A 16,460-nucleotide genomic window follows, 5' to 3' on the forward strand; every position below is an offset into this window, starting at 1 on the left:
GGCTGGAAAGTAAATGGTGTATAGGTCGGTGAGACACCGACCGATAGGGACAAAGAATAAGAGCGACCTAAATTTCTTCCCCCTACCCACCAAGTGGGGAGTATCCCTCAAAGCATTAATCAAAAACCTAACCTCCAGCTTTCTTTACTTTGTAGCCATCCTTTTGAAGAATGCCCATAACTTTATCGCGAACATCGCCTTGAATCATAATTTCTCCATCTTTAACAGATCCTCCTACACCGCATTTGGTTTTAAGCATTTTTCCTAATACATCTAAATCTTCTTGTTTGCCCTTAAATCCTGTGATAAGTGTTACGGCTTTTCCTCCACGGTTTTTTTTATCGAGCATTACGCGTAAATCCTGTTGTTGGTTTGGACTTGTTACAGTATCATCTACTTCTTCTTCGTATTCAAATTCGGGATTTGTAGAATACATGATTCCTCCAAGATCGCTTAAACTATTTTTCTTTGGTTTCATACTAACAAATGTAAGGGGAAAATGAATTATGGAACAATTACCTGTAAAGATAATGGATTTACAACGGCTTCAATTTCCATTCCCATCTGCGAAGGCTCGCCATCTACATGCACTGCGCCTTCTTTTTGGCGGGTAATTTTAATATTTTTACCTTTTATAATTTCGATCATATCGGATGTTTCTGCTGTGCCTCTTAACATGATGTAACTTAACATGGGCAATTTTAGCAGTGAAAAAGGTTTGATAATGCAAACATCTAAAAGGCCGTCTTTAACGGATGCTGATGGAGCGATAAATACATCGTTGCCATACTGAGATGAATTTGCAATGGTAACTGCAAATGCCTTACGCTGATATTCCACACCATCAATATTTAAAATATAGAGCTGGGGCTTATAATTGAAAACTTCTTGAAAGCCTAGTTTAACATAACCACTTAAACCTCTTTTTTTATCGCCCGAAAAAACAGCGCTTAAATGGGCATCAAAACCCATCCCTGCCAGATTAAAAAAAGATTTATGATTAAATGTGGCAGAGTCTATTTTATCGATCTTTAAATTATTGATCAACAAAATTGCCTGCCTTAAATTTTTAGGGATGTTTAGAAATCTAGCCAAGCCATTTCCTGACCCTAAAGGAAGAACGCCTAAAATTTTATTGTGTAGTAAAACCTTCGTAGCTACTTCATTTATGGTTCCATCGCCACCGGCTGCCACGATTATGTCAAAATTTTTAATAGATGCTTCGTCTGCCAGCTCGCCTGCATGCCCAACATATTCTGTAAAAACGAAGTTCGGACTGAATTTTTCCTTATCCAAATACTTATCTATAAAGTCGGGAATGCGCAATTTGCCCTTTCCGCCTGAGATTGGGTTTATGATGAAGAGGATATTGGTTTTGATTTGCAAGTTGTAAAGAATGAGGGTACAAAATAATCTATAATTTTTGAAATAAAGAAAATATACTATTTTTGCAATCATTAAAAGTGGATTGATTTGCTATCCCGAATCTTCGGGACCGGATTGCAACCACTTAAAAAAATTGCTAATGCCTCCTTCAATCATTTTAAAGCCTGTTTCTAAGGGGTTTTGGCAATTATTAATTTGTTTATTTACCAATATTTAATTTTAATAAATGTCATACTTATTTACGTCAGAATCTGTTTCTGAAGGACACCCAGATAAAATTGCCGATCAAATCTCGGATGCTTTAATTGATAACTTCCTAGCTTTCGATCCAGAATCTAAGGTTGCCTGCGAAACTCTGGTAACTACTGGTCAGGTTATTTTGGCTGGTGAGGTTAAATCCAAAACTTATCTGGATGTACAACAGATTGCCCGCGATGTGATCAAGAAAATTGGTTATACCAAAAGCGAATATATGTTCGAGGCAAATTCTTGTGGTATTTTATCTGCGATACATGAGCAATCGCAGGATATTAACCAGGGTGTAGACAGAAGCAGCAAGGAAGAACAGGGTGCTGGTGATCAAGGAATGATGTTCGGTTACGCAACTAACGAAACTGAAAATTATATGCCGTTGGCGCTAGATCTATCTCATGCATTATTAAGAGAACTTGCGAATTTGAGAAGAGAGAATTCTGAGATTACCTATTTGCGTCCTGATGCAAAATCTCAGGTAACTTTGGAATATTCTGACGATAATAAACCGCAGCGAATTGATGCGATTGTAATTTCCACTCAGCATGATGATTTTGATGAAGAAGAGACAATGCTAGCTAAGATCAAATCGGATCTGGTTTCTATTTTGATTCCAAGGATTAAGGCTAAATATCCTCAATATGCCCATTTGTTTAACGATCAGATTACCTATCACATCAATCCGACAGGGAAATTTGTAATTGGCGGACCACATGGAGATACCGGTTTAACCGGTAGAAAAATTATTGTGGATACCTATGGTGGAAAAGGCGCTCACGGTGGTGGTGCATTCTCTGGAAAAGATCCTAGTAAGGTAGACAGAAGTGCCGCTTATGCAACACGCCATATTGCAAAAAATCTTGTTGCTGCTGGTGTTGCCGATGAAATTCTGGTACAGGTTTCTTACGCCATTGGTGTTGCAAAACCAACTTCTATAAACGTGGTTACTTATGGAACTGCTAAAGTGAATTTAACAGATGGAGAGATCAGCAAAAAAGTAGAATCTATTTTTGATATGCGCCCATACTTTATTGAGCAACGTTTGAAACTGAGAAACCCGATCTATAGCGAAACAGCAGCTTACGGCCACATGGGCAGAACGCCAGAAACGGTTACCAAAACTTTTAGAACTCCAAATGGGGAGGAAAAAAATGTTACGGTTGAATTGTTTACCTGGGAGAAACTAGATTACGCAGATCAGGTTAAAGCCGCTTTCGGAATTTAATCTTCTATTTATAATATTTAAAAGTCCCGATCAAAATCGGGACTTTTTTGCGTTTAGAGATTTAGAATAAATTATCCCCTAAGAAACCTGAGATCAGCTTAGTAGGATGTTTAACATTTGGGTTAACTAGATTCCTTTCAGTTTCATAAAATCTTTCTCTTTATCGGTTATGTGGTCATCATCTATGGCATAAGCTTTAATGTTGGTTATTTTCATCTCATCCAAAACATCAACAAAATCTTTATAGGTAGATGTTTTAGTTGGCTTAATAATTACAATCATATGCTTTGATGGATTATTATTATGGATTTTGGCAACCAATAGTTTAGATGAAAGGATATCATTTTCAATATTTTTTAATGATGAGGTTTTTATTTCGGCTTTATCAGTCTCGCCCATGTAATACGCTGCTTCGTTATTCTTTCCCAATAAAATTGTCATTGTTCGCGATGCAGGATATGGCCCTTGATCTATTGTTGCGTCTGGTTTTGCTACATCAACTACGTTTAAATCGCCGAGTGTTGTAGTGAGCATAAAGAATGTTGTTAACAGGAACATTAAATCTACCATTGCAGTAAGATCTACACGAGGTGCGGATTTTTTGGTTCTTACTTTAACGGCCTTGCCGCTTTGAGATTCGTTTAGAGTTGCCATAATTTTAGGTTTTTTTAATTATGATGACAACTCGAAACCAATTGCATAAAAAAAAGCGATTAAAAATTTAATCGCTCCTTAATAAAATTAATTATTGAACTTATTTTACAGCTTCTATTATACCACAACCAACTCTCGGTCCAGAATTACCTGTAGGCTGAGTGGTATAATCATCGGTTCCGCCATGAACAATTATGCCTCTACCGATAATATTTTTAACATCGCCCTCGGCAATACTCCATCTATCTGTAGTTACGGTAACGGTTCCATGTCCTTTGCTATCTAATTTAATATTCCCAATATCGCCACTGTGATAAGCCGCAGAGCCCCATTTACCATGATTCTCTTTTGTAGGATTCCAATGCCCATGTGTGTTCATTCCCATATCGCCACAATCTCCGTGTTCGTGAAAATGTACTGCAACATTGCTATCTGCACGAGATGCAAAATCCATAATCAATTCCATTTTAATTTTACCATCACTTTCCTGATAAAACTTGGCAGTTCCTATGTTTTTGGTATTATCTGCAGTTTCAGTTAAAGTTGCCGAAGCTATTTCTTTATCAAGTTTTGATGTTGTACAGGCACTTGCAAAGGCAGCACCTGTAATGGCTAAGGCTAAAAGATATTTTCTCATCTGATTAATTTTTAGTTCAGTAATCAAACACATTGACATCCATTTAGTTTGCTCCTTAATTTTCAATTATAAAACCATTTCAATTACCACGTGTTTAATACTTATAAAATCATTATAACTATGGAACAGCCAATTGCAATGAACACTTTGAGCCAAATTTTGGAGAAATTGAGGCTGAAAGGAAAAGATAACGAATTAAAAATTTCTGATCACGGTAAGATGCAAAGTAAAACCCTTGGCAAAATTTACAGACCTGAGGATTTAACGATTGTCAAAACCTATCGTTTTGAAGGAGATTCTGATCCTGCAGATAATTCAGTTTTATATTTAGTAGAGGATCAAGACAAAAATATAGGGTATATGCTGGATGCTTATGGAATTTATTCTGACAATGATGGTCCTGCTTTCGATGATTTTTTGAAGAAGATCCCAACGGCAGATCGAGACGAGCAAGAGTTATTTGCTTAAAAAAATGATAAGGTTTGATTAATTTCAAACCTTATCATTTTTTTTACAATAAATTATTAAAATTTTTGATGAATTTGATTTTTGTAACTTCGCGGGCTCCAGTAATCCCACAGTATGAAAGGCAAATTTAATCTCCCACCTATACCCGCAGTTATATTATCTATAATTAGCGTACAGTGTGGTGCAGCAATTGCCAAAGGGCTCTTCCCAGAATTGGGCGCTGCAGCAACAGCATCTTTAAGAATTGGCTTATCTGCCGTAATCTTACTCATTGCTTTTAGGCCAAATCTGTTTAAACTCAATGCAAAACAGTGGAAATATGTAATTCTATACGGTATTTCTCTAGGCGCAATGAATATGGTTTTTTATCTAGCAATAGAAAGAATTCCCATTGGTCTTGGCGTTACGCTAGAATTTGTTGGTCCTCTAGTTCTCGCCATTTTCTCTTCAAAAAAAGCGATTGATTTTCTTTGGGTATTGCTGGCTGCAATTGGAATTGCACTAATTGCGCCGTGGACGAGCAACAATGGATTAGATTTAGTAGGAGTTTTATTAGCGCTCCTTGCTGGAGCCTTTTGGGCAGCCTATATTATTTTAGGTGGCCGGATTTCAAAAATAATGAAAGGCGGAGATGCAGTTGCCATCGGGATGCTTTTTGCTACCTTACTGATATTGCCCTTTGGAATTTTTAGCGGAGGATTAAAACTCTTAACCCCAAAATTATTAGGCTTAGGAACAGCACTTGCTCTACTTTCAAGTGCCATTCCATTTACCTTAGAAATTAGGGCATTAAAACAACTTCCTGCCAGAACATTCAGTATTTTAATGAGCCTAGAACCTGCAATGGCATCATTGGCTGCATTTGTTTTCCTTCAAGAATATCTTTCCGTAAAAGAATGCTTGGCGGTTGCCTTTGTCGTTATTGCTTCAGCTGGATCTGCAATTACAGCCAGAAGAGCGAAACTGTAAACTACTCCAATTTATCCGTTTTATAAATTACAACAGAATCTGTTAATGCTCCCGCTTTTTTCACGAAAGCTTGAATGTAGCTCTGCTTATTGTGGGCATCCAAACTGCTTTGATCAGCCCACTCTTCTTGAAAAATAAACGTATTTTCCGCTAATGATTCATGCAAATCATATTGAATACAGGCCTTTTCCATTCTCGAATTAGAAACCATATCTAGTAAAATACTTCTTAATTCGGCTATTTTATCGGCTTTACTTTTAACTATTGCTGTTAAATAGATGCTCATATACTTCTGTGTTTAAAAATTGATTGTTTAAATGTTCTCTATACGTTTTTAAATCTTTCATAATGTCTGCATTTTTCTCTACATCGTGAAAATGCATTCCATCAATCCGCTCCATGCCCGTAAATGCATTCATTCTATGAAAGCCAAAAAGCGGTCCGTCATCTACACTGGTTTCCATAAAAAACTCATCAGGTAAAGTGAATGCTTCTTTAGGGGCATTCCAAGATGAGGTAACCATATATTTTCGTCCGTGGAGCATACCGCCAGTTCCATAGTTCCGGGTTGGGTTGGCGGATTTTCTACCATCGCTAATATAAATTCCGCTTTTATAGCCTTCTGTAAAGACTACATCAATATATTTTTTAAAACCGTGAGGCAACTGAAACCACCAGATTGGTGTATGGTAAATTACAACATCGGCCCAAACATATTTTGCTACTTCTTCTTTTGGGTCATAGTTATTGTTAATGTTTGTTGTTTTAACCTCAAAGCCTTCCAAGCTATTGAAAAAGTCTTCGGTTGCGGATGAGATGGTTTCATTAAACTTTCCGCCAGAGTGACCAAATTTTTGGCCGCCATTTATGATGAATATTTTTGTCATATCGTTTTCTTTATTTTGATAGGACAAAATTACTTTAGTTATATCTATTATAAAAACAAGTTAATTTATAGCTTTGTATCAGAATTATAATAGTAAAATTATGGTAAATTTGGAGTGGTACAGAAGTTTTAAGGCAATTTATAAAACAGGAACTTTAACTGGTGCGGCTGAAAGTTTGTTTATTTCTCAGCCTGGAGTTAGCTTACATTTAAGTTCTTTGGAAAGTTATGTTGGTTCTAAATTATTTGAGCGTACTGGTCGAAAAATGATCCCAACGGAAAAGGGGAAGGTACTTTATAACTTTATTGTTGAGCCTTTGGTTAAGCTTGAGGAGGCGGAAAAACATTTTCAAAAAAGCACGGAGAAACATACGCCTACCATTAGTGTTGGCATGTGCTTCGAAACCTTCCAAATAACGCTAGAGCAGTACATTTCTACATTGCCTTTTAATGTGATTATTCGATTTGGAGAATATCCAGAAATGCTAGATCAGTTGGATAAGGGAATTTTAGATTTAATTATTACGCCACAAAAGGGAACATCGGCAAATGTAGAGCACGAGGCTTTCTCCTCAGAAACTATTGTTCTTGTTGGGGGAATTGAAACTGATGAATCAGAGTTTAAACATATGGTAAAACGCAAAGATTTAGATGCGATGGAACATTGGTTAAAACAACAAAAATGGTACGGTACAACTGGCGATATGGAACACCTTTTACGCTTTTGGCAATTAAACTTTGGCAAACACGCCGATTTTAGACCAAATTATATTGTGCCGAATTTAAACTCTATAGTCCGTTGTCTGTCTGGCGGAAACGGTTTAGCGATAATTCCTGATTTCTTATGTAAAAAAGAAGTTGATGAAGGAAAAGTAAAGGTAATTTGGGAAGGATCACCAAAGCTTAAAAACACGCTCTATTTTGGATCAAGAAAAAAAACTCAATATCTAATGGAGATAAATTTGATTAAAAAATTATTTAAGGAGGTAATGGTCAGTATTTAGGTTATTGGTTGGTTAAATAAACTATTTACGATATAGGGGGCATCTTTTTAAAAGATACTCTAATGGCCCACTGTAAGAACCATCCGTATTGCTTAAAAACGCTTTATGGCTTTCATTATAAATACTTGCATTATTATCCATGTAAATTTGAAGGCTCACACTTACATCAAAACGTTGCACGGCATCACTGCTAGACGATCCGTAATTGGAAACGCCCTTAACCTTGTTATCGTCACCGCGTTTAACCTTTGTATCATCGCTAGTTGAGGTGTAACTGGTTTGGTAGCCCTTATTTTGCGTTACTGTTCCATCAATAATATATTCTACACCTAAAATATCGCAAAGATTTTTCATAGTAAAACCAATCATTTTATCACGCGTTGCTCCTGCTTGCACAAGGGCGGCATTAGTAGAACGTGGATCGAGAATGGTATATCCTGCGGAGTGCTGATTAAGTAACGCATAAGCATCCTGTTGCGCCTTCATTCCAATGGCATCGGCCCCAGGCTGGTTATCCATTAAAAATGTAAATGGGATAATTGCAATTTTATTATGATGATCTACAGGAGTTGCTGTCATGGCAACCTGATCTTTCTGTCTAGTTTCGGAAGGAGGAACCTGCTGTGAGAAAATCTCTACCCGGCCACTGGAATGGGTAATCTGAGAGATGTCTGATTTTTTAATTACATATTCAGCGGTTTCCCCAGAGTACACAAAAGAGACATCAGCATCTGTAATCTTAATAATTTTTCCTTTAAGTTCTTCACCGCTGGTTTTTTTAATCACATCAGCTTTCTGCTGAGCGCTGTTTTGGGCAAAACTGCAGATGGCAATCATTATGCAGAGCAATGATAGGTAAATTTTTTTCATGGTAGGTTTGATTTTTAAGATAAAAATAATCAAAACATTCTGAAAATCTAAATTTGATAATCAATTTTTTACGCAAAAAGCAAGGGATTGTTTAATAATAAGTTGCTATCATTTGGATACATTTTGATTTTTATTTAATATTGATTAAGCCCTAACGTTATGAAATTCACTCTACTTTTGCTCAAAGCTTTCATATTAAGCCTAATCTTTTTCCCCTCCCTTTGCATTGGTCAAAAAACAGCTGCCCAAAAAGAGCAAACCGATTCACTAAAAACCAATCCAAATGGATTTTTAGTCAGAATGCAGAATTTCGCCAAGCAATCGGCAAAAGAAAGTATTGCAGATTTCGAGGCAGATAAGGTTGTGATGGTGCAATTAAAAGTCATTAATGATATTAGACTTACCAGTCAAGATGCAAAAGGCTATCTTAAAACCGGTGTAGATACCATAACGCCAAAAGTCAAATTGGAGGTGCTAAAGGCGGATTATAAAACAGCATCTGATGGTGTCTTTATTAATGCGGGAACAACGCAAACCTATCGCAACCTTGCTTCAACGAAAAGAATTATTCGGGAATTACTATTAGATGCGAAAAAAATTAAATCAGCACTTGAAGTTAAACAAAAAGCATTATCCGGTTTTCATTATAGAATAGATTCATTATCTACTGCACCAGAATTGTTTGTTTTTCCGAAAGATTCCATCTCAGTTGTTGATTATTTACGCACCCTTGGAGCAGTTGCTTACGAAACAGCACCTGTTGATTCTACCCTAAAAAAAGCTAATCTCCATGTTCAAAAGTTAATAAACACGTATAATATTGCAATAAGCCAATTACAGAATAGTATTGAGCAGGTAGAGCATTACGAACAGAATATGGCCTTTAGTACTCTTGATCGCGAACTGCCAAATATATGGCAAGCTCAACTTCATTTTAGACCCTTTTTAGAAATCGTTCAATTTTCTACAATCAAAAACCTACTCACCCTTAAATTTTATCTATTAAATAATATAGGCAAATTGGCTTTAATCGTTTTGCTAATTATCACATCTTTTATCTATCTAAACTCTTTGAAAAAAATGTATCAATCAAAGGGATTACTAAATAAAGAATTGGATGGGCAATTGGCCATACGTTATCCAGCGTTATCGGCAGTGTTAATTGTATTAAGCTTATTTCAGTTCTTATTCATATCTCCGCCGTTTATCTTAAGTTTCTTAATTTGGATTATTTGCAGTATTTGCCTTACAATCGTATTCAGAAACTTTATTACCTCTTACTGGATGAAAGTATGGCTATTGATGATGGTGTTATTTATATTTGCTTCAGCCGGAAATATTCTTCTTCAGGCGTCGAGAGTTGAACGCTGGTATATGCTTGCCCTGGCCATTGCGGGTACCCTGGCGGGAGTAATCATTCTTAATCAGAAACGATATCTTGAACTTCGTGAAAAATGGATTTCCTACTCAATTGCAATCATGATAGGGTTTGAGATCGTTTCCATTATATTGAATGTTTATGGAAGATTCAACCTCTCTAAAACGTTATTTCTGGTAGGATTTTTAAATGTCGTTATAGCGATATTATTTCTTTGGGTTGTGCGACTAATTAATGAGGGTTTGCTTCTAGCCTTTGACATTTACACGGTACAAGACAGGAAATTATTTTACCTTAATTTCGGGAAAGTGGGCAACAGAGCACCGGTTTTACTCTACATACTCCTCGTTTTAGGATGGATAGTATTAATGGGCCATAACTTTCCCCTATTTGAATTTTTCTCTAAACCTTTCCTTACCTTTTTAAGCAGTGAGCGAACCCTGGGCAACTACAATTTCAGCATCAACGGAGTAATCCTTTTTTTCGGAATTATGACCGCATCTGTAATCATTTCTAAAATTGTATCGTTTTTTGCTTCTGATGATCACCTTGTGGGAAGCAAAGATGACAATACTCAAAAACGCGGATTGGGAAGCTGGGTTCTCTTAATGCGCATATCCATACTTTCAATCGGTCTTTTTTTGGCGCTCGCTGCAGCCGGCATTCCTATGGATCGAATTACCATCATTATTGGGGCACTAGGCGTTGGCATTGGATTTGGCCTGCAAACATTGGTCAATAATCTGGTTAGTGGATTAATCATCGCATTTGAGAAACCAGTTAATGTTGGCGACATTGTGGATGTGGATGGGCAAGGCGGTACGATGAAATCAATTGGGTTTCGAAGCAGTGTAATTACGACTTGGGAAGGTGGAGATTTGGTAATGCCTAATGGAGATTTACTGAACTCTCATTTAATGAACTGGACACTGGCAGGAAGCCGAAAACGGATGTCGCTCGTTATTGGAGTAGCCTATGATACCGATCTTCAAAAATGTAAGGAGATAATTGGTAATATTATAGAAACTGAAGAGCGAATTCTTAAAAACCCGAAACCAGTAGTCCTATTCGAGCAGTTTAACAGCAATTCTATTGATTTGAAAATACTTTTATGGACGAGGCATTTAAGGGAAAACAACTCTACCAAAAGCGATCTTATTGTTGCGATAAATGAAGCATTCAAAAAAAATGGCATTAAGATCCCGTTTAATCAACAGGAAATTTATCTGCATAAGTTGGATGAATGAAATTGGGATTTAATTAGGATAAGGGATTGAAACCACACCTATAAAACTTGAAAGGTATTATGCCTTTTGCAAGGGAAATTTTGGCAATAAATGTTCTAAAGAATTTCTAAACCCTTTATTCTTTTGAAATGTTTCTGATTAAGCGTAAGGATAGGCAATTTATACATTATGCAGGTGGCAGCAATAAAAATATCTCTAAATTCAATCATTCTATTACTTGTTCTTAATTCATGATAGATTTGAGCAGCCTTTATGGAAACAGAATCTGTAAATGATAGTACTTCCAAATCCTCTGTTAAAAGCAATATATCATTTTCTTTCTCTATAGTAGTTGCTCCCATATACAACTCGTAAAGCGATACCGATGAGATAAATAGTTGTGTATTTTCTGGAATTAAATAAAGCGACGTTTTAAATTTATCTTTTGCCCTTAAATGTTCAATAAAGATGCCTGTATCAACTACCATTGTTGTGGACTCAGATTTTCAAAAGATTTTCTACTGTCTTCAAAACTTTTCAAATCCTCTTCTGGCCAAGTCGAAACTGTAAGCAATTTTTTTTTGTAATCAGATTTCTTAGTTTGACTGTTTTCTTGAATGGTTACACCTAAACCTTTAAGTATTTGTTTTACCAAGGTACTTTTTTTGTCGGGAATATTTATAATTAGCGTTTCCATATAACAAATATACTGAACATTTATATAAATCAAACTGAAGGCAAAAATACTACTGCAATCTTCTAGAATCAGCGGAAAAGTTGGATGAATGAAATTGGGATCTAGAAGCAAAAAAGCCTCAACTTTTACAAGTTAAGGCTTTTGTTGCGGAATGGACGGGACTCGAACCCATGCCATAACTCGCTTTAAACGAGGTTTTTATATCTTTAAAAGCAAAGTACTCACCAAATACTCACTAGAAGGTTACAATTACTTGACTACAAACAACTACCTCAAATATACTTTAAGCTCTTAAATTATCAAAATTAATTCGTCAAAAGAATGATATTGGCTATTTTAGCCTATCTCAAAAATATGCGCTCAATATTACTATTATTCCTATTGACGATTGCTCTGAACGCTCACGCTCAGGCACCCGTCAATGATGACATCCGCAATGCGGTTTCACTATCCAAAATTACTGCATTCTGTTCTGCGGACGGGGAGTTCAGCAATGCAGGAGCGACGCCGAGCGGATACAAAAAGGGCAGCCTCTGGAACAGTGAGGGTAACGACATATGGTACAGCTTCATTTCCACAGGGACTGATGTTACAGCTACGGTTACGGGCATGGAAACTACTCTAGACAAAAACACGCTAATTAAGCCTTTGGTTGCCTATTACACCTATAAGGAGAATATTCTTACCGAACAGATCGGGTCCATGACTATCAAAAACAATACAGTTACGGGCTATAAGGGGGGGCTTGTCATCGGTCAGCTCTATTACCTCAGGATTAGTGCCGAAAGCGGAGCAACCGGAAATTTCAGGTTGTGCATAAACAGTTATAACCCTCCAAAAAAACCAGGCCAGGATTTTTCGACCGCATCCCTTCTCTGCAACAAGAATGGTTTTACAGAACAGAGTATCAGCGGGGCCGGGCTCAATAACAGGGAGGCACTGGGAACCTGCATGAGTACGGAGTCCAACTCGGCATGGTATAACTGGACGGCTTCGAACAATGGCGATCTCGGCTTTTCGATTACACCCACCTCGGTGACCGACGACATTGACTGGGTGCTCTTTGATCTGGGTCCTACAGCTGACAACGGTATCCCATCGGCGCAGAATGCCATTCGCTGTGCTTCCGGAAGTGGAATTGCCTGTATACCCCGCTATTATGCCACAGGTATGAACAGTGGATCGATAGACCTCACCGAGCAGTCGGGATGTGTTGCCGGACAGGATGGCTTCGTAAAATCGGTCAATATGGTACAGGGTCATCGATATGCCCTACTCATCGACAATTTTTCCAATGGCAACAATGGCTTTACGCTTCTCTTTTCCGGAGCGGGAGAATTCCTTGGCCCCCAGGCATCCATCAACATGCAGACAGAAAATCCATGTCAAGCCGACCAACAATTTACCTTCAGGACAGTCGCCAGCGGGTACGACAGTCTGAGATGGAACTTTGGAGAAGGCGCAAGCAAGGTATTTTCCAGTGATCCCGGTCCACAGCTAATCAGCTATTCAACAGAGGGGCAAAAGACCGTTATACTTGAAACAACCAGCTATAGGGGCTGTACAACCATAACCAGTTATTCTTTTTATGTTTCCCTAAAACCGGCAACGCCGATAATCCTTGCAAACAAACAGGTTTTCTGCATCGGCGACAGTATTGGGCTGAGCACTTCCGAAGTCAGAGATGCAGTTTATCGCTGGACTGGGCCAAACGGGTTTTTGGATACAGAAAGTAGAATAGTCATCCCTGTGAAAGATTCAGGGCAATCCGGAAGATATATCCTGCGGGTCAAAGTCGGCGATTGTGAGAGCGATATCGCCTATTTTGACATCCCCCCTATCCTAAAAAAACCAGTTGCACTTTTCGGAACAGCCCCCGAACTGCCAGGAAAGTTTTCTGCTCCCGCCCCCATTACATTCTTGAACCAGTCCAAAGACGCGGACCAGTTTGAGTGGGACTTCGGTGACGGCGAGAGATCGGACGAATTCAGTCCTGTGCATCTTTATAAAAAAGCCGGCAGTTATACGGTTACCCTTCGGGCATCTTCCAAAAGCAGTTGCTTTGACAATTTTTCCCTCAGCGATCTGGTCCTGCTCGATGGATCAACACTGATGATCCCTAATTCCTTCTCTCCCAACGGTGATGGAATAAACGATCTGCTGAATATCAATATTGCGAACCTTAAAAAATTCAGTTTCCGGGTCTTCAACCGATACGGGGAATCGATCTTTTTGACCGAAAATATTTTCGATGCCTGGGACGGGCAATGGAAAGGAAGTCCGGTTCCTATTGGCGCATATTTTTACGTGTTAAAGGGAACGGATCTTTTTGGCAAAGCAGTCGTTCACAGCGGATCGATTACGCTGATCCGATAACTACCACATCCTTGTCGGACAGACCACCTTGTAGACGTTGTTGAGCAACAGACCCAGAACTATTTCATGGCTTCCGCTACTGACTGAGTTTAGCCGGGAGACCGTCAGGTCATAAGAGTAGGTGAGGTTTAGAAAATGACTCACATTTATCCCTGCCATTGCGGTAAAGGCATCTGTACTTCTATAGCCGCCTCCCATCCAGAACCGGTCTGTAAGCCCGATCTTTAAGTTTGCATCCAGGGAAATCGGAGTGTTGCTTACCCATTTTGCCATTATAGATGGCGTAACATTAAAATCCTCCCCCAACGCGACGCGATAACCCGATGTAAAAAAAAAATGAGGCACAAGTTTCCCCTCATTAAGGTTATTTTCTTTTCCAAAAACTATTTTTTGAGGCAGGAGCTGCTGTACGGAAACTCCAGAGAAAAACCGCCTTCCGTATAGCCAAAGACCCAACGACAGGTCCGGACTCAATGTTTTACGGGAAGCATTGGATAGCGCCGGATCACCCGGTCTTTCCAGAACAAGTGCACCTACATCAATCCCTACCCTAGAGACGCCTGTGGAAATCCCCGCAGCGAGGTTCAGTCTTCTATTAAGCTGAAGATGATACGCGTAACTAACATCAAGAAAGGCCATCGAAAGCTGGCCCGACCGATCCGAAACTGCCGAGAAACCAATGCCATGGTGCGCAGGCGAAGCGGTATAGTCCTGTTCGATGCTTCTAGATCTTGGATCCGTTCCGTCTTCGCCGAACGATAACGGGTTTGGCCACAGATAGGCATCACCAAGAGCCCAGTGCGCTGAGACAAATGAAGTTTTGGGAGCACCCTCCAGCCCGGTCCACTGTTGCCTATGACCCATCCGGAGATCCGTATAATTTTCGATACCGCTCAGCGCAGGGTTGAGCAGGTAATTGTTCATAACGTATTGTGAATACTGGGGCCTCTGCTGGGCAGAGAGAGCCTGCGGATAAAAATAAAGAATCAACAAGCTTAAAATCTGTCCTACAGAAAACAGAAATCCGTTTAGCCAGGTTTGATTGCCATGTTGCTGCTTTAGCTTATCCATATCTGTTTATGTTCCCCTAAATAAGTGCACGACCTCATAAGCCAAGATCTGTTTTCAATATCTTTTAAAAATAACATGAAATCATTGTCGGCTTGAGAAATAAGAAGTAAATAAGAATAAGAGGTTCGCTAATTTACTACAGAAAGCCCAGTTCCCTGCGGATGCAGCATCGTGGAACCGCCATATCCCCAGGTTACCAGGTATTTGAAACCTGGCCTAGGCCCAAAATCAACTAGATCTGTATAAACCAGTCCATCAGTTGTCTTCACAAGCTTGATATTGTCACCTACTTTCTTTAATCCATAAAATGTTCCCTCGACTATCACTTCAGAAAATCCACCACCAGAGCCATAACTTGCCTCGGTTACGATTGATCCATTGTAAAAATAAAAATCCGTATTGTCGCCGCCGTTTATAGCCGTCGTGATCTGAATGTCGCAGTGATAAGCTGTAGACCCGAATGGCGCCTTTACCAGAATGATTCCATCCCCCTCCATTTTGTAGCCCATGGGAATCTGTTGCCCATAGTTGCTGTTCAACCAATAAGTTTCATTATCATCCGTAGAAAATACATCTGGCATTGGTGAAACCCGATAAAGCCCCGGCAAATTGTTAGATGCAATTGGAGGTGAGGCAACCACAAGATCGCCATACAGCGCCCAAACATCCGTTGCAATTTTGACCAAGGTAGCCGTAGAATACTGAGCCCGAAGTGCCTGACCTTTGGAGCTTTCAATCGCAACCCCAATTTCTCCTTTTACAAAAGTCTGGCCTGTACCCATCTGTCTAATTATAATCTGGGTTCCGATAGGGATGTTTGACGATGAACTTGCGGGAATGGAAACTGTATTTGCATTAGTCTGATTTAATTGAACTAATTTTCCAACATCTAAAGGTAATATTGTATAGTTTACGGTTTGCGTATTGATTTCTAGTATTTTTAAACCGTTCGGCAAGGGTATGCCCGCTACCGCGAAAGTACTCCGTTTGACATACTTAATCACCCCATCGGCACCTCGAACCAAAACACTATCACTACTCGTCCCCTCTGAAACGTTTTTAAGATAAGCTTTTCCCGCAAGCGACAAGCTTCCGTTGCCCGCAGGATTTCCTAAGCGAACGCTGTCCGGATTTACCACCGCAATCTGTGCAAAAAGACTATACGCCAAAAAGCTGAACAATAAGCTGAAGAGATATTTCATGTTAATTTGGATGTCTGGTTTAAAAAAGAAGGTCAAAGCCTTCTGTATACTAATAATTTAACACTGTAATTTGCCCAAATTTATTTTTGCCTGAAAACGGTATTGACGAAGCTGTGGTTTTGACTGACGGAAAGGCAAATAAACTGGACGAACAGGCCT

At 38.9% G+C, this 16,460-nt stretch carries 17 protein-coding genes; 6 read left to right on the top strand and 11 right to left on the bottom strand.

Annotated elements, in window-relative coordinates:
• Nucleotides 1-127: 127 nt before the first annotated feature.
• Nucleotides 128-478 (bottom strand): translation initiation factor, encoded by a 351-nt coding sequence (locus H7U22_RS09560; protein WP_187071133.1) that lies wholly within the window; start codon nt 476-478, stop codon nt 128-130.
• A gap of 26 nt (nt 479-504) precedes the next feature.
• The gene (locus H7U22_RS09565) at nt 505-1,386 is read right to left on the bottom strand and encodes a diacylglycerol/lipid kinase family protein (RefSeq protein ID WP_248284711.1); all 882 of its coding nucleotides are present in this window, start codon (nt 1,384-1,386) and stop codon (nt 505-507) included.
• Between the two features lie 226 nt (nt 1,387-1,612).
• Between H7U22_RS09565 and metK the strand changes: the two genes are divergently transcribed.
• A complete protein-coding gene (metK, locus tag H7U22_RS09570; RefSeq protein WP_187071135.1) occupies nt 1,613-2,863 on the top strand; it encodes a methionine adenosyltransferase in 1,251 nt (416 codons plus the stop codon).
• A 126-nt stretch (nt 2,864-2,989) separates the two neighbouring features.
• On the opposite strand, the gene H7U22_RS09575 is transcribed toward metK, so the two are convergent.
• Together H7U22_RS09575 and H7U22_RS09580 are read right to left on the bottom strand one after the other, a co-directional pair.
• Nucleotides 2,990-3,517 carry a biopolymer transporter ExbD gene (locus tag H7U22_RS09575; RefSeq protein ID WP_187071136.1) on the bottom strand — a complete coding sequence of 176 codons (528 nt, stop codon included), beginning with the start codon at nt 3,515-3,517 and terminating at the stop codon, nt 2,990-2,992.
• A 100-nt stretch (nt 3,518-3,617) separates the two neighbouring features.
• The gene (locus H7U22_RS09580; RefSeq protein WP_187071137.1) at nt 3,618-4,154 is read right to left on the bottom strand and encodes a superoxide dismutase family protein; all 537 of its coding nucleotides are present in this window, start codon (nt 4,152-4,154) and stop codon (nt 3,618-3,620) included.
• A gap of 120 nt (nt 4,155-4,274) precedes the next feature.
• Between H7U22_RS09580 and H7U22_RS09585 the strand changes: the two genes are divergently transcribed.
• The gene (locus H7U22_RS09585; RefSeq protein ID WP_187071138.1) at nt 4,275-4,622 is read left to right on the top strand and encodes a hypothetical protein; all 348 of its coding nucleotides are present in this window, start codon (nt 4,275-4,277) and stop codon (nt 4,620-4,622) included.
• A 114-nt stretch (nt 4,623-4,736) separates the two neighbouring features.
• The gene (locus H7U22_RS09590; protein ID WP_187071139.1) at nt 4,737-5,591 is read left to right on the top strand and encodes an EamA family transporter; all 855 of its coding nucleotides are present in this window, start codon (nt 4,737-4,739) and stop codon (nt 5,589-5,591) included.
• 1 nt (nt 5,592) lies between these two features.
• On the opposite strand, the gene H7U22_RS09595 is transcribed toward H7U22_RS09590, so the two are convergent.
• Both H7U22_RS09595 and H7U22_RS09600 read right to left on the bottom strand, forming a co-directional pair.
• On the bottom strand, nt 5,593-5,877 hold the full coding sequence (locus tag H7U22_RS09595) for a putative quinol monooxygenase (protein WP_187071140.1): 285 nt from the start codon (nt 5,875-5,877) through the stop codon (nt 5,593-5,595).
• Nucleotides 5,849-6,478: an NAD(P)H-dependent oxidoreductase gene (locus H7U22_RS09600; protein WP_187071141.1), complete on the bottom strand. Its 630-nt coding sequence runs from the start codon at nt 6,476-6,478 to the stop codon at nt 5,849-5,851. The genes H7U22_RS09595 and H7U22_RS09600 overlap by 29 nt, the downstream gene beginning before the upstream one ends.
• Before the next feature lie 100 nt (nt 6,479-6,578).
• Here H7U22_RS09600 and H7U22_RS09605 point away from each other — a divergent pair, with 100 nt between their 5' ends.
• Nucleotides 6,579-7,481, top strand: a complete 903-nt coding sequence (locus tag H7U22_RS09605) for a LysR family transcriptional regulator (RefSeq protein WP_187071142.1) — start codon at nt 6,579-6,581, stop codon at nt 7,479-7,481.
• A 21-nt stretch (nt 7,482-7,502) separates the two neighbouring features.
• Here the strand turns inward: H7U22_RS09605 and H7U22_RS09610 are convergent, their stop codons facing one another.
• Nucleotides 7,503-8,351, bottom strand: a complete 849-nt coding sequence (locus H7U22_RS09610) for a hypothetical protein (protein ID WP_187071143.1) — start codon at nt 8,349-8,351, stop codon at nt 7,503-7,505.
• Between the two features lie 159 nt (nt 8,352-8,510).
• On the opposite strand from H7U22_RS09610, the gene H7U22_RS09615 reads away from it, so the two are divergent.
• On the top strand, nt 8,511-10,976 hold the full coding sequence (locus H7U22_RS09615) for a mechanosensitive ion channel family protein (RefSeq protein ID WP_187071144.1): 2,466 nt from the start codon (nt 8,511-8,513) through the stop codon (nt 10,974-10,976).
• A 95-nt stretch (nt 10,977-11,071) separates the two neighbouring features.
• Here H7U22_RS09615 and H7U22_RS09620 read toward each other — a convergent pair whose 3' ends face one another.
• Nucleotides 11,072-11,443, bottom strand: coding sequence for a type II toxin-antitoxin system VapC family toxin (locus tag H7U22_RS09620; RefSeq protein ID WP_187071145.1), 372 nt, complete (start codon nt 11,441-11,443; stop codon nt 11,072-11,074).
• The gene (locus H7U22_RS09625; protein WP_187071146.1) at nt 11,437-11,652 is read right to left on the bottom strand and encodes a hypothetical protein; all 216 of its coding nucleotides are present in this window, start codon (nt 11,650-11,652) and stop codon (nt 11,437-11,439) included. The genes H7U22_RS09620 and H7U22_RS09625 overlap by 7 nt, the downstream gene beginning before the upstream one ends.
• Nucleotides 11,653-11,973: 321 nt before the next feature.
• Between H7U22_RS09625 and H7U22_RS09630 the strand changes: the two genes are divergently transcribed.
• Nucleotides 11,974-14,028: a T9SS type B sorting domain-containing protein gene (locus tag H7U22_RS09630; RefSeq protein WP_187071147.1), complete on the top strand. Its 2,055-nt coding sequence runs from the start codon at nt 11,974-11,976 to the stop codon at nt 14,026-14,028.
• On the opposite strand, the gene H7U22_RS09635 is transcribed toward H7U22_RS09630, so the two are convergent.
• Both H7U22_RS09635 and H7U22_RS09640 read right to left on the bottom strand, forming a co-directional pair.
• Nucleotides 14,029-15,099 carry a PorP/SprF family type IX secretion system membrane protein gene (locus H7U22_RS09635; RefSeq protein ID WP_187071148.1) on the bottom strand — a complete coding sequence of 357 codons (1,071 nt, stop codon included), beginning with the start codon at nt 15,097-15,099 and terminating at the stop codon, nt 14,029-14,031.
• A 128-nt stretch (nt 15,100-15,227) separates the two neighbouring features.
• Nucleotides 15,228-16,301, bottom strand: coding sequence for a hypothetical protein (locus H7U22_RS09640; protein WP_187071149.1), 1,074 nt, complete (start codon nt 16,299-16,301; stop codon nt 15,228-15,230).
• Nucleotides 16,302-16,460: the final 159 nt, after the last annotated feature.

This window comes from Pedobacter fastidiosus (genome assembly GCF_014306625.1).
GTDB classification, from domain to species: domain Bacteria; phylum Bacteroidota; class Bacteroidia; order Sphingobacteriales; family Sphingobacteriaceae; genus Pedobacter; species Pedobacter fastidiosus.

Coding starts and splice junctions, on each gene's coding strand:
- metK (WP_187071135.1), top strand. CDS start 1,613: ATGTCATACTTATTTACGTCAGAATCTGTTTCTGAAGGACACCCAGAT.
- H7U22_RS09595 (WP_187071140.1), bottom strand. CDS start 5,877: ATGAGCATCTATTTAACAGCAATAGTTAAAAGTAAAGCCGATAAAATA.
- H7U22_RS09630 (WP_187071147.1), top strand. CDS start 11,974: ATGATATTGGCTATTTTAGCCTATCTCAAAAATATGCGCTCAATATTA.
- H7U22_RS09615 (WP_187071144.1), top strand. CDS start 8,511: ATGAAATTCACTCTACTTTTGCTCAAAGCTTTCATATTAAGCCTAATC.
- H7U22_RS09585 (WP_187071138.1), top strand. CDS start 4,275: ATGGAACAGCCAATTGCAATGAACACTTTGAGCCAAATTTTGGAGAAA.
- H7U22_RS09605 (WP_187071142.1), top strand. CDS start 6,579: ATGGTAAATTTGGAGTGGTACAGAAGTTTTAAGGCAATTTATAAAACA.
- H7U22_RS09635 (WP_187071148.1), bottom strand. CDS start 15,099: ATGGATAAGCTAAAGCAGCAACATGGCAATCAAACCTGGCTAAACGGA.
- H7U22_RS09580 (WP_187071137.1), bottom strand. CDS start 4,154: ATGAGAAAATATCTTTTAGCCTTAGCCATTACAGGTGCTGCCTTTGCA.
- H7U22_RS09640 (WP_187071149.1), bottom strand. CDS start 16,301: ATGAAATATCTCTTCAGCTTATTGTTCAGCTTTTTGGCGTATAGTCTT.
- H7U22_RS09610 (WP_187071143.1), bottom strand. CDS start 8,351: ATGAAAAAAATTTACCTATCATTGCTCTGCATAATGATTGCCATCTGC.
- H7U22_RS09560 (WP_187071133.1), bottom strand. CDS start 478: ATGAAACCAAAGAAAAATAGTTTAAGCGATCTTGGAGGAATCATGTAT.
- H7U22_RS09590 (WP_187071139.1), top strand. CDS start 4,737: ATGAAAGGCAAATTTAATCTCCCACCTATACCCGCAGTTATATTATCT.
- H7U22_RS09625 (WP_187071146.1), bottom strand. CDS start 11,652: ATGGAAACGCTAATTATAAATATTCCCGACAAAAAAAGTACCTTGGTA.
- H7U22_RS09620 (WP_187071145.1), bottom strand. CDS start 11,443: ATGGTAGTTGATACAGGCATCTTTATTGAACATTTAAGGGCAAAAGAT.
- H7U22_RS09575 (WP_187071136.1), bottom strand. CDS start 3,517: ATGGCAACTCTAAACGAATCTCAAAGCGGCAAGGCCGTTAAAGTAAGA.
- H7U22_RS09600 (WP_187071141.1), bottom strand. CDS start 6,478: ATGACAAAAATATTCATCATAAATGGCGGCCAAAAATTTGGTCACTCT.